The sequence below is a fragment of the Emticicia sp. SJ17W-69 genome, assembly GCF_051209875.1.
Lineage (GTDB): Bacteria > Bacteroidota > Bacteroidia > Cytophagales > Spirosomataceae > Emticicia.
Genome location: NZ_JBNTQY010000001.1, coordinates 4,899,747 through 4,915,758 on the forward strand (window position 1 = coordinate 4,899,747; position 16,012 = coordinate 4,915,758).

10 protein-coding genes are annotated in these 16,012 nt (G+C 37.0%); 4 read left to right on the forward strand and 6 right to left on the reverse strand.

Annotated features, from left to right (window positions below; genetic code table 11):
* Window positions 1-44: 44 nt before the first annotated feature.
* The 3 genes from ACQUQZ_RS20080 to ACQUQZ_RS20090 form a co-directional block, all read right to left on the reverse strand.
* Entirely contained in the window at window positions 45-3,731 is a 3,687-nt protein-coding gene (locus ACQUQZ_RS20080; RefSeq protein WP_435356873.1) for a PVC-type heme-binding CxxCH protein, read from the reverse strand.
* Between the two features lie 128 nt (window positions 3,732-3,859).
* Window positions 3,860-4,975 (reverse strand): Gfo/Idh/MocA family protein, encoded by a 1,116-nt coding sequence (locus ACQUQZ_RS20085; RefSeq protein ID WP_435356874.1) that lies wholly within the window; start codon window positions 4,973-4,975, stop codon window positions 3,860-3,862.
* 5 nt (window positions 4,976-4,980) lie between these two features.
* Entirely contained in the window at window positions 4,981-5,793 is an 813-nt protein-coding gene (locus tag ACQUQZ_RS20090; RefSeq protein WP_435356875.1) for a sugar phosphate isomerase/epimerase family protein, read from the reverse strand.
* A 229-nt stretch (window positions 5,794-6,022) separates the two neighbouring features.
* Here ACQUQZ_RS20090 and ACQUQZ_RS20095 point away from each other — a divergent pair, with 229 nt between their 5' ends.
* Window positions 6,023-6,889: an AraC family transcriptional regulator gene (locus ACQUQZ_RS20095; RefSeq protein ID WP_435356876.1), complete on the forward strand. Its 867-nt coding sequence runs from the start codon at window positions 6,023-6,025 to the stop codon at window positions 6,887-6,889.
* Window positions 6,890-6,900: 11 nt separating this feature from the next.
* Here ACQUQZ_RS20095 and ACQUQZ_RS20100 read toward each other — a convergent pair whose 3' ends face one another.
* Together ACQUQZ_RS20100 and ACQUQZ_RS20105 are read right to left on the reverse strand one after the other, a co-directional pair.
* Window positions 6,901-7,989: a M43 family zinc metalloprotease gene (locus ACQUQZ_RS20100; protein ID WP_435356877.1), complete on the reverse strand. Its 1,089-nt coding sequence runs from the start codon at window positions 7,987-7,989 to the stop codon at window positions 6,901-6,903.
* A 5-nt stretch (window positions 7,990-7,994) separates the two neighbouring features.
* Window positions 7,995-9,023: a hypothetical protein gene (locus tag ACQUQZ_RS20105; protein ID WP_435356878.1), complete on the reverse strand. Its 1,029-nt coding sequence runs from the start codon at window positions 9,021-9,023 to the stop codon at window positions 7,995-7,997.
* Between the two features lie 264 nt (window positions 9,024-9,287).
* On the opposite strand from ACQUQZ_RS20105, the gene ACQUQZ_RS20110 reads away from it, so the two are divergent.
* Window positions 9,288-11,174 carry a beta-N-acetylhexosaminidase gene (locus ACQUQZ_RS20110; RefSeq protein WP_435356879.1) on the forward strand — a complete coding sequence of 629 codons (1,887 nt, stop codon included), beginning with the start codon at window positions 9,288-9,290 and terminating at the stop codon, window positions 11,172-11,174.
* A 108-nt stretch (window positions 11,175-11,282) separates the two neighbouring features.
* On the opposite strand, the gene ACQUQZ_RS20115 is transcribed toward ACQUQZ_RS20110, so the two are convergent.
* A complete protein-coding gene (locus ACQUQZ_RS20115) occupies window positions 11,283-13,295 on the reverse strand; it encodes an LruC domain-containing protein (RefSeq protein WP_435356880.1) in 2,013 nt (670 codons plus the stop codon).
* Window positions 13,296-13,717: 422 nt separating this feature from the next.
* Between ACQUQZ_RS20115 and sucD the strand changes: the two genes are divergently transcribed.
* Both sucD and ACQUQZ_RS20125 read left to right on the forward strand, forming a co-directional pair.
* Window positions 13,718-14,593: a succinate--CoA ligase subunit alpha gene (sucD, locus tag ACQUQZ_RS20120; RefSeq protein WP_435356881.1), complete on the forward strand. Its 876-nt coding sequence runs from the start codon at window positions 13,718-13,720 to the stop codon at window positions 14,591-14,593.
* 151 nt (window positions 14,594-14,744) lie between these two features.
* Entirely contained in the window at window positions 14,745-15,923 is a 1,179-nt protein-coding gene (locus tag ACQUQZ_RS20125) for a DUF4271 domain-containing protein (protein ID WP_435356882.1), read from the forward strand.
* Window positions 15,924-16,012: the final 89 nt, after the last annotated feature.

Here is a 16,012-nt window from a genome sequence, read left to right on the forward strand (position 1 = left end):
TACAATTCTCCGAATTGTCTATAAGCACAATTTGGAAAATTGTGTTACTTCACAACTTTCATCACACCATTCATGATACTCCAGTGACCTGGGAATGTACACACAAATGGATAATCACCAACTTGGGTTGGGGCTGTAAATTTCAAACGATAAGTTTCACCTGGATTTACTAATGGTGTTGAAAATAATATCTGCGGAATAGCAGGGACATAATTTTTTTCAACTGCATCTTTCTGCGTAATCATTTTATTAGCAGCATTTCCGATAATTTCAAGGCTTTTGGGTTTACCAATTACCAAATTATGTTGCATAGCATCTGGGTTTTCAAGTACCAAAATAATGGTTTTACCTGCAGGTACAGAAAATTCTTTTTTATCAAATTTCATTGCCTCTACCACAGTCTTAATATTGATAATAATGGCATCTTTTTCTGCTTCGCTGGCCGAGTTATTCAAGTTCCAAGCCTGCATTAATTTGTTGATTCTCACCAAATTATCATCGCTTAATCTATTACTAAGATTTGCCATAAACTCTTGATTAGCAGCATTTACAGTTCCTTTTTTACGAGGATTCCAACCACTTGATAGACCTTTCAATAAAGCAGCATTTTCAGTGCTTGGTAGTTTATCCCACAATTTCAAAAGAGCAACAATAGAATCAGGAGCAGAAACCGAAGCATAGCTACGAGCCGCTCTTTCGAGTGCAAAAGTACTGAGTTTTTGTGCTTGTTGGTAGGTTACTTTTTTTACGAAAGTATTGTTTCTTTCATTACCTTCTGCAATTTTATTTTCTTCATCAACCATCACCGTGAAAGTATATTCACCAGCTAAGTCGGTAGAAAAACCAAAATCACCTGACCATGGACCGTTGGTGTTTTTGCTAATCGTCACGGTTTCGTTTGGTGCAATGCCGGTTGTATGTACTTTACTCCAAACAGTTGATTTTTGTCCCATACCAGTAATGTCAATTTTCAAAGAAGTTACTTGACCTTTTTTTAACGAATCCATTCCGATATTTTTTACTTCTACGAAATATCTCATGCCTTCACGCACAAACGGAGAAGTTGGCTCGGTACGCACATTTGTAATAACTAAATCTATGCCTTGCGACGCCGTTTCTGCCGCAGTTGTGGCAGCTTTAGTTTCGGTCATGGCAGCACTATGATTCATCATCGAATGGTCGTGCGACATTGTCGCAGGTTTGCTCATTGTGAGATTACGTAAATGTTTCTTTAATAAAACCGATTTGTGGCTTGTTAAAGCAGTAGCAAACGCATCTGGAAGCCAGCGGTCGGTGGCCTCCGTTGCTAGGTCGATGCGTGTTAAAATCGTTTTTTCGGCTGCTGGTGTTAGTGGCATTTGGTTGAGTGCCAAAACACTATTTAAGATAACCAAAGGCTCCTTATCATTCAATAGATTATTTTTCAAGATCACATCAACCGATTTTGCATTGGTTGGTAAAACTTGCACTGCATTCTTGCGAACAGCCCATGATTGGTGTTTCAACGCTCCAACGGCTGCTTGCAATGCAGCAGGATTTTTATCAATTGCACCTAAGCCTTTCAATGTCCAAAGTGCATGAATCGCCGCTGTATTTAGTCCAAGTTCATCAACCGAAGGGTCGTTTACAAGAGCAATCAATGCAGGTACAACATCGGTGTTTCCACGTTCAACTAAAAGGCGTTGAGCGTGGTTTCTCCAAAACATATTATCGTTTTTGAGAGCTTTTAGCAAGCCATCTTTATCGTTTTTGCTGAGCGTAATTGGCTGGTAAGCGGGAGCATTTTTATAACCAACACGGTAAATACGTCCATGTGTGAAATCTCTCAAATCTGTGTCGTAGGCGTTTCCTTTACCATTTCCAAAACCTTGTGGTGTTGGATTGTGCTGAATGATATAACTATACCAATCGGCTACCCAAACTGCTCCATCTGGGCCTACCTCAGAGAATACTGGAGAAAACCATTCATCAGCACCTGCCATTAGGTTGAACGACTCTTGGTCTTCGTAGTTTGTACCTTTTTTTACCATTCGGTTCTGATGTAAAATATGCCCTGTTGGCTCAGAAACGAAAGCAATCTGATTCCAGTAGTTTTTTGGAAAAGCTCTTGCGGTATAAAAATTATGCCCAGATGCCGCAGTAAAACCACCAAAAACATCCACCTGACGAACCTTCTCAGTAATAGGTTTCATGTCTTTGTGCGTATCTGTTCCACGACTCCCATTATCACCATTAAAACCTGGATTCAAGAAATTTTGGTGTGGAATAGCCATGTACCAACCGTGTGAGTTGTTAGCAGTAGAACCAAATACATCTCCCGCTTCGTTGAAACCCATACCCCAAGTGTTATTTGAAGTGCTAGTTGTCCATTCCATTTTCGAGCCATCTGGTTTGAAGCGGAAAAACGCTTGTCCAAATTTCAATGAATCACCTTCGGCTAATTTCCCATTGAAACCAGAATAACCTACACAACCCCAAATCCAGTTATCAAAACCGTAGTGCAAGTTCGATGGCCCAGCGTGTGTATCGCCCGTACCGAAGCCAGTAAATAAAACTTTCTTTTCGTCGGCTTTATCATCGCCATCAGTATCTTTCAAAAACAACATGTGTGGGGCTTGTGAAACAAGCAAACCGCCATTGGCAAAAACCATTCCCGTCGGAATACTCAATCCTTCGGCAAAACGAGTAAATTTATCAGCTTTACCATCTTTGTTTGTGTCTTCACAAATCAAAATATAATCACTACCGCCTGATTCTTTGCGTTCGTTCGGGTAATCTTTTGTGATTAATACATACAAACGTCCTTTTTCGTCCCAACTCATCGCAATCGGGTGCATTACATTTGGTTCAGCAGCAAAAAGGCTCAAATCAAAATCAACAGGCACTTGAATATGTTTCATTGATTCTTCGGGCGTAAGAGCCAGTTGTTGTAGTTGTTCGCCTGGGCGTTTTTCGTAGTTGGGTAATTTTGCTCCACGATACTCAAACGGCTTCGGATTCAATGCCGCATGAACCGCACGAGCTTCATCATTTACTGCCCAAAGAATACCGTTTTCGATTAGTTTTTGAAAATTTGCATTTGTCCAAGTTCTTTCATCATGGCCGTAAGCTGTGTAAAAAACTCGACCTTTTCCATAGCTACGAGTCCAAGTATAAGGCTCAGTTTTAGCATCAGGTTTGTCTTTGGTTTGGTCGTCTTTTATTTCACGAGTCTGTAATACATTGTTATCAGGCTGTAATTGACTGTGCAAATAGGTTTCATCATAAGTACGAATCGTACCCAAATCTTTCAAGATAATATGATTGGGCTGAACGTTTACAACCTGAATCGTATCCATACGGTGTCTCCAAAATTGTCCACCAACCATCTTTACATACTCAGGAGAGTTACGGAAACAATACGAAGCACAATGAATCGGTAAAATACCTTTTCCCGAAGCGACATAATCAAGTAAAGCTTTTTCAGCAGCGGGCGTGATGTCGTCCCAGTTAGCAAAAATCATCAAGGCATCGTATTTCGATAAATTTTGGGCGTTAATATCTTCTAACTTATCGGTATAAGTAAAGTTGATACCTCGGTTTCCCAACGCCGCCATGATTGTAGGAACTCGCTCAATGGGTTTGTGATGCCCATTATCACCGAGGAAAAGGATTTCGAGCCTTCGGCCAGTTTGGGCGAATATGCTCGAAAAAGAGAGCATGAGAGTTAGAAATAAAACGATTTTTTTCATTTGATTTTTAATTGGATAGGGTGGTATTGCAACCTATGAATATTGAAAACGTTGGTCAAGATGCGAAACGTTGGTAGAGACGTTGCATGCAACGTCTCTACGTGACGATTAATAATTTTTCTAATGTTTTAAAACTCAGGCAAATAAATAATCTCCCCACCTTTCATTGCCGACTCGTGAGCCAAGATTCCAACCGATGTCCAGTTGGCCGATTGTACTGCATTCGGGAATGGGTCACGGTCTTCGATGAGTGCCGAAATAAACTCATGAGCCAAATGCGGGTGAGAGCCACCGTGTCCGCCACCTTGTGCAAAACTTAGGTGCGTGTTGTCGTCATGGTCATATACACCTTTTCCTGTGAAAGATTGAATTTCCTGCGGAAGTAAGTGGGCATAATCAGGTGTTTCAACCTTTTCTGGAATTTCTGGCTCAGGCTTTTTGGCAGTGTGAATAACGTTTGGTTCGTTTTCAATCAAAGCCCACTCGAAAGATTTTTTCGAGCCATAAACTTCAAAACTCTCACGGTATTGGCGTGCCACATCAAATAACGAACGGTAAACGTAAGCACTTAAATCACTATTTTTGAATTTTATGTGTGCAGATTCAACAGCAAATGGTGAATTATGTATTTTTATCAAATCTTCCGAAATTGTTCCCGAGCCAAAACACGAAACATATTCAGCTTCTAATCTCAATAAACCAGCTACTGGCCCAACGCAGTGTGTAGCGTAGTGCATTGGTGGCAATCCCGGCCAATAGTCAGGCCAGCCTTCCATATCTTGTTGGTGCGATGCCTTCAAAAATTGTACTTTTCCGAGTTCGCCTTTTTCGTACAATTCTTTTACAAACAAAAATTCACGGGCATAAACTACGGTTTCCATCATCATGTATTTCTTACCTGTTTCTCGGCAAGCGTTTACGATGGCTTTGCAATCTTCAACCGAAGTAGCCATCGGAACTGTACATGCTACGTGTTTTCCTGCATAAAGTGCCTTCAAAGTTTGCTCGGCATGGTTCGGAATGGGCGAATTGATATGAACCGCATCAATATTCGGGTCTTTCAATAATTCGTCATAATCTGAGTAGCGAACACCAACTCCAAAAGTATCACCGATTGCATTGAGTTTTTCAACGTTTCTTTGGCAAATGGCATACATATTTGCGTTTGGGTGACGCTGATAAATAGGAATAAATTCTGCTCCGAAGCCAAGTCCAACGATGGCTATGTTTATTTGTTTTGACATATTATTTATAGGTGAGATTTTAAAAACGATAGACTATCTTTCATTAGTTGTTCTTCTGAATCAAACATTTTTCGCCAAATATTGGCCGCTGGAAGCTTCATGCTGAATGCTTCGATGCTTAGCATTCCATCATAATTGATTGATTTTAGGGCGGCTAAAATTTCAGTAAAATCAATTCGGCCTTTGCCAAGCGTACTGCGGTCGTTTTCCGAAAGTTGCACATGAACGATGTGTTTGGCCAATTTCTTGATGGCTTCGGTCATTGATTTTTCTTCGATATTGGCATGGAAAGTATCAAACATTATCTTACAAGCAGGGTGGTTAATGTCTTCGACCAAAGCCAAAAGCTCGTCCGATGATGAAACCAAATAGCTTTCAAAGCGATTCAAATATTCGAGCCCGAGCGTAATGCCCATACTGTCGGCATATTCGGCCAAATCCCAAAGATTTTCTCTAGCCCAAAGCAATTCTTCTTTGGTTGGTGGCACGCCAGTAAACACACCCAAAGCTGAGTGAAACGGCCCCGTGAGCAAATCCGAACCTAAAATCATAGCACAATCTACGGCACGTTTGTTTCGTTCCAAAGTCGCTTTCCGCATTTCTGCATCACCACTGATTTGATTAAAATCTGGGCCGTTTATTGTTACAGCGATGCGTTTCAGGCATAACTCATCTAATTTTGCTCGCCAAGCATACCATTTTTCGGGATTTACATCGAAGATAGGAATCTCTACGCCATCAAATCCAATCTCTTTGATTTGCTCTAAAACTGGAAAAAGGTCTTCATTAATTTCTGTTCCCCATAAAAGGAGATTCATTCCGTAGGTCATAGCCCCTAACCCCTAAAAGGGAATTCTAATTTAGATAAAAATAATAATACAAATTTATCGTAATAAAATTATATAAAATGTGCGTTGATTAACTAATTTTGACTGTATTTTGATATTTTTAAATATATTTACGGAAAAATAAGCAAATATACGTATATATAAATATTACTTAATAAAACCACAGTGGACTGTTGACTACGGACTGTGGACTTTTTTAATGAAACTACTAAAAAAAACGCTCGGAAGTCAAGTTTATTCGTTTGAAGTGCAGGAGTTGCGTCAATCACATTTTGATTCGAGTTGGCACTTTCATCCTCATTATCAACTATTTACGGTTTTTGAAGGAAATGGCACTCGCTTTATTGGTGATGATATTCAACATTTTGAAGCGGGCGATACTGTTTTTTTAGGCCCAAATGTACCGCATCTTTGGCGGAACGACAAAGCCTATTTTGAGCAAAATTCTGAACTTCAAACCCACGGAATTGTGGTTTATTTTACGGAAGATTTTCTTGGAAATAATTTCTTCGAAAAATCAGAGATGTACAGGCTCAAACAGCTTTTGCAGAATGGCCAGCGTGGAATGGACATTGTGGGGGAAATGCGTGAAAAAATCAGAAAAGGTTTGGTTGAACTAAATAAATTAGAAAGCTTTGAGCGAGTTTTAAAATTACTTTCGATGCTACACGAGCTTTCTCAATCAGCTGATTATGAATTTATTACGAGTTTGGGATATGTGAATATGCACAAGATTTCGGAAACCGAGCGAATGCAAAAAGTGCATGACTATGTAATGAAACATTTCAAAGAAGAAGTCAGGTTGAGTGAGTTAGCTTCACTTGTAAGTATGAGTGATGCTGCTTTTTGCCGATATTTTAAGAGCAGAACTAATAAATCTTTCTTCGATTTTATTGCCGAAATTCGTATCGGTCACGCTTGTAAACTGCTTCACGAAGGCACGCTCAATGTTACCCAAATTGCCTACGAAAGTGGCTATAATACCATCTCAAATTTCAATCGACAATTTAAGACAATTGTCGGAAAATCACCTTTGGTTTATCAAAAGGAATATCGTAGAGAATGATTTAAGCTATATCAGTTGGGTATGCTTGTAATTTGGATTCTTCCACTACTCGGCTGTAATTTTGTTCCAGATTTTAATGATATTCGTTTTGCTGAGATTTGCTGAGTAGCTGTTCCAGATACATTATAGGTATTATTATTGAATTGACAAATTCCTATAAAATCAATAGCTGTAAAAATTAAATTGCCAGAAGCATAGAATAAACTCAAATTATTAGCCGTTGGTAAGAGTAGTATGTTTTGAGCAACAATACTTTGGAATTGCGTTTGCTGCAACCAGTAACGCATATTTTCTCCCTGACCACTCGTAAACACAGTTCTACATTCTCGTGGACCATAAGCCATTATGTTATTGGTCATCGGGGTATAGGCGGCTCCACAGGCGTCAAGTTTTGTACCGATATATTCACAGTCATTATTTACATCTATGTCTAAGTCGGCAGGGGTATCACAAAGGTTATCTCCGTTGTTATCACAGTTTTTACAACTTCCACTTCGGGCAACTTTTTCTTTTCTTGTGCCTCGAAAAGTTTCGAATGTATGATAGAGACCTAAGGCATGCCCAAGCTCATGTCCCATAACTGTCAGGTTTGTTGGGCTTGTTATTGCCAATCCCCACTCACTTATATCAAAGTTGGTATTTGGGATCATATAAGCAGTACCATTTAGACCACCCGAGTCATCAATTAAGTTATTATGAATAAATACATTAAAACAATTTGATCGTCGATATGGACTTAATTCATCATACTCGGTACTCGCATTATGGTTATTCAAATCGGTATTGTTATATTGTTTGATATCCATTAGCGTAAAATAGATATTATGAGCAGCATATTGGTTTGCCATATTCTGAAACTGACGCAATATATCTTTGTTAGACGCCGCTAACTTACTGCCATCATCATCCGCAAACACATTAATTTGTATCCTTATTAAATAGTAGTTATTTACATTTAGAGCTTTGATTGTATTAAGGCTATCTTTTATTTTTTGGGTAATAATGAATGGATTAGCAGGGGTTTTTGTTCCGCAATCTCTTTGAGCCATTGAGGGCAATAATAAACCTATCGAAAAAAACATTAATAATAGATATTTCATAACAATCAATTTTTAGCTTTTAAAACATCAATTTCTTTCTTTAACTGAATAATATACAAGGCCAATTCTTCAATTTTTTCCATCATGACTTTATTGGTTTCGCCCACTTTCAAACCATTTTTTTCGATTTCTGATGCCTCTGGAATATTAGGTAAATGCTTGTTTTTCTTTAAAAATGCTTCCATTTCATCAATGCTGCGAAGTTTATATTTTTCATCAAAAACATAATCTGCCCAGCCTGTTTCTACAATTACCTCATTTGCTCTGATTGTACCATTAACTGCCAGTTTATAGCCTAAAGTATTGAATGTACCAATGCCTACTTCACCTGTATTATTTTTTACGATAAAGTGTGTATTTCCACTATTGCTAAGGTTGGTTTGTTGAAATATCCTAAAATCATTGTTGTAATTATCCATTGCCCAAATTGGTGTTGAGGAAGGGTCAGAGCCAGATTGGTTACTTAATATGAGCCGTTTTCTAGTCATTAATTCGCCAGCAACATCAAGTTTTGTAAGTGGGGTTGCCGTTCCTACACCCACGTAACCAGCGATAAAATTTGCAAAAGGGCCGATAGTGCTTACTTGCAATGCGAGATTATCAGGCGAAAAAAAAACTGAGGGGCTTGTCTTTCCATTGATAACCAATGCCCCATTAGTTGGATTTTTGCTTAATGAACCATAAAAAACATTTGATTCTGATAAGCCTAAACCTCCGTCAACCGTAAGTTTATAGGATGGTGTTTGTGTGCCAATACCGACATTACCAATATTGGTATTATATTGATTTGTTCCATTATTTTGCCATGCGTTTGAACCACTCATATTTTGCCAAGTAGTTCCATCCCAATATTTCATAGTATTAAGTTCATTATCGAAAACTACAGTACCTTTTGACTGATTTGTCATTGAACCGATAAATGACGTTGAAAACTGTGGTACTGAAATTCCTTGATTTGGGATAATCGTACTGCTTTGAGAAAAAGCATATAGATGTACAAAAATTATAAATGATGCTATGCTTATTTTCTTCATAAATAAATTGAATTAAGACTAGAATGAGTAAGTTTCATCCAAACTTATTCCTGAAAATAGATTAACCCAAAATTGGGTCTTAAAAATCTACTAAACGGTTCAGTTTTTTATATTACGGTCAAGGTTTTATAAAAACACATCGTTTCAAAACTAAAATACGCCTTATCAAGATAATAAAAGCATTTTGCTATATTTGCAAACAGGTACGCTTCATTAGCATATTAAAATCAACCCATTAACCAATAAAACACTTCAATATCTTCTATGAAAAAAGTTCTTTTTTCGGTACTTAGCTTTGCCTTTCTCAATCTAAATGCCCAAAACACATCAATAAATCTCATTCCTCAGCCAGTTGAGGTGCAGCAAAATACTGGAAGTTTCGCTTTAACAGTCAAAACAACTATCTCTTTTAATAAAGCTGAAGCAAGTAGTGTAGCCGAAATGTTGGTGCAGAAACTGAGCCTACCGACGGGCTTGGCCTTAAAAGCTCAAGAAGGAAAAACTGGCTTGATTCAACTCAATTTGAATGATACACCAAATGCTCAGTTGGGCAAAGAAGGTTATACTTTTGAGTCAACACCAAAGGGCGTCATAATCTCAGCTAATCAAACAGCAGGTTTATTTTATGGCATGCAAACTTTGCTACAACTTTTACCAAAAGAGATTGAAAGTAAATCACTTACAAAAGCAACTTGGGCGATTCCTTCAGTAAAAATCACAGATTATCCAAGATTTGCTTGGAGAGGGATCATGCTTGATGTAAGTCGTAATTTCTTTACAAAAGCGGAAGTAAAAAAATACATTGATGATATTGCACGCTTAAAATACAATACTTTCCATTGGCATTTAACCGATGATGAAGGTTGGAGAATTGAAATAAAATCTTTGCCAAAACTCACGGAAGTTGGGGCTTGGAGAGTTCCAAGAGCAGGACATTTCGGAGACCGTGATATTCCAAAAGCGGGTGAAAAAGCAACTGTTGGTGGTTTTTATACCCAAGAAGACATCAAGGAAGTGGTGAAATATGCCCAAGAACGCAATGTCACGATTGTTCCTGAAATTGACGTTCCAGGTCATAGCATGGCGGCTATCGCGGCTTATCCTGAGTTAAGTACAAAAAAAGACCCAAATACCTTTGTGAATCCAGGGGCAATGATTGCAGATTGGTATGGAAACGGCACTTTCAAGATGCGTTATGAAAATGCGTTAAATCCATCCGATGAAAAAGTTTATGAGTTTTTGGATAAAGTAATGACAGAAGTAGCCGCTCTTTTTCCAAACCAATATATACACGTAGGTGGAGATGAATGCTACAAAGGTTTTTGGGCGGCCGATGAAGGTTGTCAGGCCTTAATGAAAAAATTAGGCATTCGTCATGTAGAAGATTTGCAAGGATATTTCATGAATCGTTTAGAGAAAATATTAGAATCGAAAGGTAAAAAACTAATCGGTTGGGACGAAATTTTAGAAGGTGGAATTTCACCAAAAGCAACGGTTATGAGTTGGCGAGGCATAAAAGGCGGAATCGAAGCAGCACATTTAGGACATGACGTTGTGATGACTCCAACTACTTTTGCCTATATCGACTATAATCAAGGTGAAAATACAATCGACCCACCCATCTATGCAGGTTTACGTGTAAGCAAATCATACAGTTTTGAGCCAGTTCCTGATGGTGTTGACGCTAAATATATATTGGGCGGACAAGCAAATCTTTGGAGTGAACAAACACCAACTTTGCGTTATGCCGAATATATGACTTATCCTCGTGCTTGGGCATTATCTGAAGTTTATTGGTCGCAAAAATCAGCCAAAAACTGGGATAACTTCAGTAAACGCATGGAAAACCATTTTGAACGTGCCGATGTAGCAGAACTTGGCTTTTCAAAAGCAGTTTATGATGCCATCATCACAACAAGTTATAAAAATGGCAAGTTAACACTTGAATTAGGCAGTGAAATATCAGATTTGGAAATTTACTATTCGATTGATGATACTATGCCTGACAAATTTTCGACAAAATATACACAACCTGTTGCGTTACCTGACGGAGCGATTACACTTCGAGTAATCACTTACCGTGCAGGAAAACCAATCGGTCATTTGATTACGCTTAAAAGGGCAGAATTAGAACGAAGAGCAGGAAAATAACATCCAAAAGCAGTGTTTTCATAGGAAATTTTCAATTTTTGAATAATATTAAAAAGCCTCAGATTTCACAATCTGAGGCTTTTTGTCAATAAAAGAAGAAGGTATTATTTAATTTGATAATTTAGTTGCATCTCGATAACCTTTTTTATCTAAATACCAATCTGGATAATTTTTTCCATCACTTTCTACCCAATCCTTAAAGAACAGATATCCTTCTACAATTGGTTTTGCCTCTAAAGGATGTTTGAAATCCTCAGGTATATTGATTGACCATGGCAGACGAGCATCACTTCTATAGAAAATATTTGATGATCCATTTGAACGGTCATCTCCTGTTCCCAAAAGACTTTTGTTAGCTTTTTGTGTTGGAGCTTGGTTGATTAAATGAACTTCATTTCCACGATCTTTAGTTTGAAAAATAAATGGATTATAAGGAGCTGTTCCCAATGTCGATTTATTGATAGGGGTGCTAAGTATAATTCTCAAATTAAGCTCCTGAGGCTTAACAGCATTGTATATGTCAACACCATTATCAAATGCAATAATAGTTGCATATTCTTGTCCACTTTCAGTCCCGTTTCCACCATTCGAAATAACATTATTCTTCAGATATTGGCCTGTTACACTTTTAACAGCGGAAGCAGGAATAGGTAATTGGAAGCCCCATCCGCTTTGAATATTAGCTAGTATTGCTTTAACATATACTTTTGCTCTTATCTCTATAACTTGATTAGCTGCATTGAAAACCTCCTCAAACTGGTAATTTACAACCATATCATTCATGTCATAATCACCCTTGAATGGCCATAAATCTTCATAGGCAAGCGAACTATAAGTATCACTCGAAGGAGTAAAATTACTATACGACTTATCTGAATCTGTTGGGTATTCGTCGTTATTATCACTTAGCCCATCACCATCAGTGTCTTTGGGATTTATAATTACAGGAATATCATCTCTACTAATAGCTTTTACCGGATTTGATGTAGCATAGAAAATTGCATCATTAAAGTCCTGATCACAGCTTGCACTTTCACGATTAACATCCTCAAATGATAGAAGTAAACGATTGGTTGTAGGATCATTCAACACAATTAAATGACGACGAAGCTCTTCTTTAGATTCGATATTCAAAGCTTCATGACTAAAATGTGCATAACTACCATCAGTAATTTCGCCTTTTGAGCCATTAAAGCCACTTGCAAATAATACGAAACCAATACCTGTTCCAGCAGGAAATTGCCCAATTTTCACTTTATCTCCTGATGTTAGTCCACCACCACTACCACTATAAGAAACATTTGGAAAAACAATTGTTATAGCAGAAATATCTGAAACATTGGTCGGTGGTTTTTTCAAATCAAAAGTATAAAAACCAAGCGTATTAGTCCAGCCTGCTCCTTCATGAACGAATGTAATCCATACATCAGCCAGCTCAGTAATAGTCAAAACAGTTTTGTTAGTTGATTTTAATAAACCTGGGTTTACCTCTGTAACTGGTTTTCTCTCAGGCACACTGGCATCAATATTCGCTAAGAATTCAGCAGAGATATCATCTCTTTTCCCTTCAAGATAATTGGGTACTCCTTCTTTAGACCAGGTTCCTAAAGTCTTTATTGGATATTTGCCACTGATCTCTCTGGCATTTCTTAAACTAATGGTTTCATCATCGCTGCTTACTCGAAGTGTTTTTGGAGTTGTCTGGTTTTTGCCTCCAAAAATAGCTTTTACTCCATTATTGCTTACATCAACAATGAATTCGTTTGGTAAACCAATACGATTTGGTCTAACAGATACTTGTTTGACAGCAGTCGGAATAGCTTGATTAATCTGTAATACACCTGATGCTGAAGTAACTCCTTTCAATAATAACTTATCTTCAGGATAGCTATAAATAGAAACAACAACACCCTTCATTGGTTTATCTAAATTATCAAAGGTTCCAATATCAAACTTAACATCCGCAGTCGTTTTGAAAACAAATGTTGACGGAACATTGAGCGATTCCATTGCCGATTTGGGTTTGGTCAAAGTTGTTTCTTCGAAATCTCTAACGCAACTAATTAACCAAAAGTTTAATCCCAAGAAATAGATGAATAATAGATAATTTTTAAATTTCATAATGAATTGACAGTTTAAACAAGATTTAATAATGTTTAAAATTACGAGCAATTTTTAGACCATTTTTTTAAGGAATTGATGTAGAATAAAGGAAATCAAAGCAGTTTTGTCCATTATTTACCATTTTCCATACGAATTGGCTAACTTTTTAAAATAAAAAAAAAGTACCTTTTAGTTATTTTTTTTAAATCAAAAAAAAAATAACCAAAAGGCAACTTTGGCACGCTCAAATGCAATTCATCAATTTATTTAAAGTTTTCAAAGACTTATATAATTTTAATAAAAATATTTTTTCATTTAAAATACTTATAATCAAATAGTTATACTAAAAAAAAGAAACTTAAAATTCATAACTTACATTTTTTTTTTGCACTTTTCTCATTTCGGACTACTTTTACGTAAAATTAAAAATAGACGAAAGAATGAGCGTTCTTGTAAATAAAAACTCCAAAGTAATCGTACAAGGTTTTACTGGCTCGGAAGGTACTTTCCATGCGGGTCAAATGATTGAATACGGCACTAATGTCGTTGGTGGTGTAACACCAGGTAAAGGTGGTCAATTACACCTCGACCGTCCTGTTTTCAACACTGTTGAGCAAGCAGTTGTAACGACAGGAGCAGATGTCTCTATTATTTTCGTACCACCAGCATTTGCAGCCGATGCTATTATGGAAGCTGCTGATGCCGGTATCAAAGTAATCGTTTGTATTACCGAAGGTATTCCAACCAAAGATATGGTAATGGCAAAATCTTACATTCAAGGCAAAAAAGTAACTTTGATTGGGCCAAACTGCCCTGGTATTATTACTGCTGAAGAATGTAAAGTAGGTATCATGCCTGGTTTTATCTTTAAAAAAGGTTCAATTGGTGTAGTTTCTAAGTCTGGTACTTTAACTTATGAAGCGGTTGATCAATTAACAAAAGCTGGTTTAGGCCAAACAACTGCTATTGGAATTGGTGGTGACCCAATTATCGGAACAACTACCAAAGAAGCTGTTGAGTTATTGATGAATGACCCAGAAACTGAAGGAATCGTAATGATTGGAGAAATTGGTGGCGGAATGGAAGCAGACGCTGCCCGTTGGATAAAAGAATTTGGTACAAAACCTGTTGTTGGTTTCATCGCTGGACAAACTGCACCGAAAGGTCGCCGTATGGGACATGCCGGAGCAATCATCGGCGGTGCTGATGATACTGCCGCAGCCAAAATGAAAATCATGGCAGAATGTGGCATTCATGTAGTTGCCTCACCAGCAGACATCGGAGCAACCATGTTGAAAGCTCTCGGAAAAGCATAATTCTAAATGAGTGATTAAAATAAGATTTGGGAAATACGAGTATAAATACCCATAAATTGAGGTAAATAATCTTATAAATCTTATAAATCTTTTTAATCGTGCTATAAAAACAAAAGGTCAGACTTAACAATCTGACCTTTTTTGTTTAATTTTGCAAAAAAATACCAAAGAACGTTTGAAGAAGAGTCTTTACATACTTTTGCTATTTATTTCATCAAGATTGTTTGCTACCACAGTTGGGCCAAACAATCAGTACTTCTTGGTACATGATTACCACGATGATTGGCAAGTGTACAATGATAAAATGAAAGCCTATATTCCATACATTACGGAACAACATTTGGCTTATCCTTCTCACACACTTTTTTGCGATATTCAAAGTAACCGAGGATATAATTTATTGGTTTTTTCAAAAAAAGCTGATAATTTCCTATTTATCAACGGTTCACTTCGGCAGAAAATTCCTGTTGGCAAATGGATTGTTCTCAACGTCGATAGTCTATACAAAGTCTATGAACAACCAACCATTTATATTACACTCTATGGCTCAAATAGCATTGATGACAAAATCCTTATGCTGGGATACAAGCGTTCGCTTGACCAAAAACCAATTGTATTATCTGAATCAGGAATAACCGCAAAGCCTCGAACACCAGCACCTTACCGAAATTATTTGGTAATGGTTTCCATGTTTATTCTGGTAATGTTTTCATATTTATCAAACTCTTATGTACGTGCGTTTCAACGATATTATAATTTACGAGATTTGTTGAATACTTTGGTTAGAGAGCAATCCTTTTTGATTAATAAACCACTTAGTCGAATGAATGTCATGTTCATCATTTTACTAAGTTTGATAATGGGGCTTTTCTATATGTTATTACAAAGCAAAGGTATATATATATTTGGTGGTAGAACGATTTTACAAGAAGGAGAGACTTTAGGTGTATTATCTTCCAATTATTTCCGAATTTGTTTGGTAGTGTTTGTGATACTTATTATCAAATATTTCTTTATTAACCTTGTAGGACAGTTATTCAATCTTGAGAAAGTGGTCGATATACACTATTTCAAAATCATCCAATCATCTATTATTTTTTATACCACTTTAGTTTTAGTGCTACTGGTACTTTTTATGGAATATTTTTCCCATGATTTTAATTGGCAAGTTTATCTCTTTGCACCAGTAGTCATTTTTTATTTATTACGCTTTTTTATACTATATTTTACCATAAATAGAAGTGTCCCTATACAAAGTCTTTATTTAATTTCGTACCTTTGTATTGTCGAATTGTTGCCAGTTGTACTTGGTATAAGGTTTGCCTTGTAATGACAAGTTTTTTGCAGAAAAATTATTTTGATTTTATTGTTAAAATGAACCGCAGTAACAATCGTTTTGTATTTGAAACCCCGCAATTT

What these genes read in the sequence shown, in the direction of transcription:
- ACQUQZ_RS20105 (WP_435356878.1), bottom strand. Translation starts at nt 9,023, where the DNA reads ATGAAGAAAATAAGCATAGCATCATTTATAATTTTTGTACATCTATAT.
- ACQUQZ_RS20080 (WP_435356873.1), bottom strand. Translation starts at nt 3,731, where the DNA reads ATGAAAAAAATCGTTTTATTTCTAACTCTCATGCTCTCTTTTTCGAGC.
- ACQUQZ_RS20115 (WP_435356880.1), bottom strand. Translation starts at nt 13,295, where the DNA reads ATGAAATTTAAAAATTATCTATTATTCATCTATTTCTTGGGATTAAAC.
- ACQUQZ_RS20100 (WP_435356877.1), bottom strand. Translation starts at nt 7,989, where the DNA reads ATGAAATATCTATTATTAATGTTTTTTTCGATAGGTTTATTATTGCCC.
- ACQUQZ_RS20095 (WP_435356876.1), top strand. Translation starts at nt 6,023, where the DNA reads ATGAAACTACTAAAAAAAACGCTCGGAAGTCAAGTTTATTCGTTTGAA.
- ACQUQZ_RS20090 (WP_435356875.1), bottom strand. Translation starts at nt 5,793, where the DNA reads ATGAATCTCCTTTTATGGGGAACAGAAATTAATGAAGACCTTTTTCCA.
- sucD (WP_435356881.1), top strand. Translation starts at nt 13,718, where the DNA reads ATGAGCGTTCTTGTAAATAAAAACTCCAAAGTAATCGTACAAGGTTTT.
- ACQUQZ_RS20110 (WP_435356879.1), top strand. Translation starts at nt 9,288, where the DNA reads ATGAAAAAAGTTCTTTTTTCGGTACTTAGCTTTGCCTTTCTCAATCTA.
- ACQUQZ_RS20085 (WP_435356874.1), bottom strand. Translation starts at nt 4,975, where the DNA reads ATGTCAAAACAAATAAACATAGCCATCGTTGGACTTGGCTTCGGAGCA.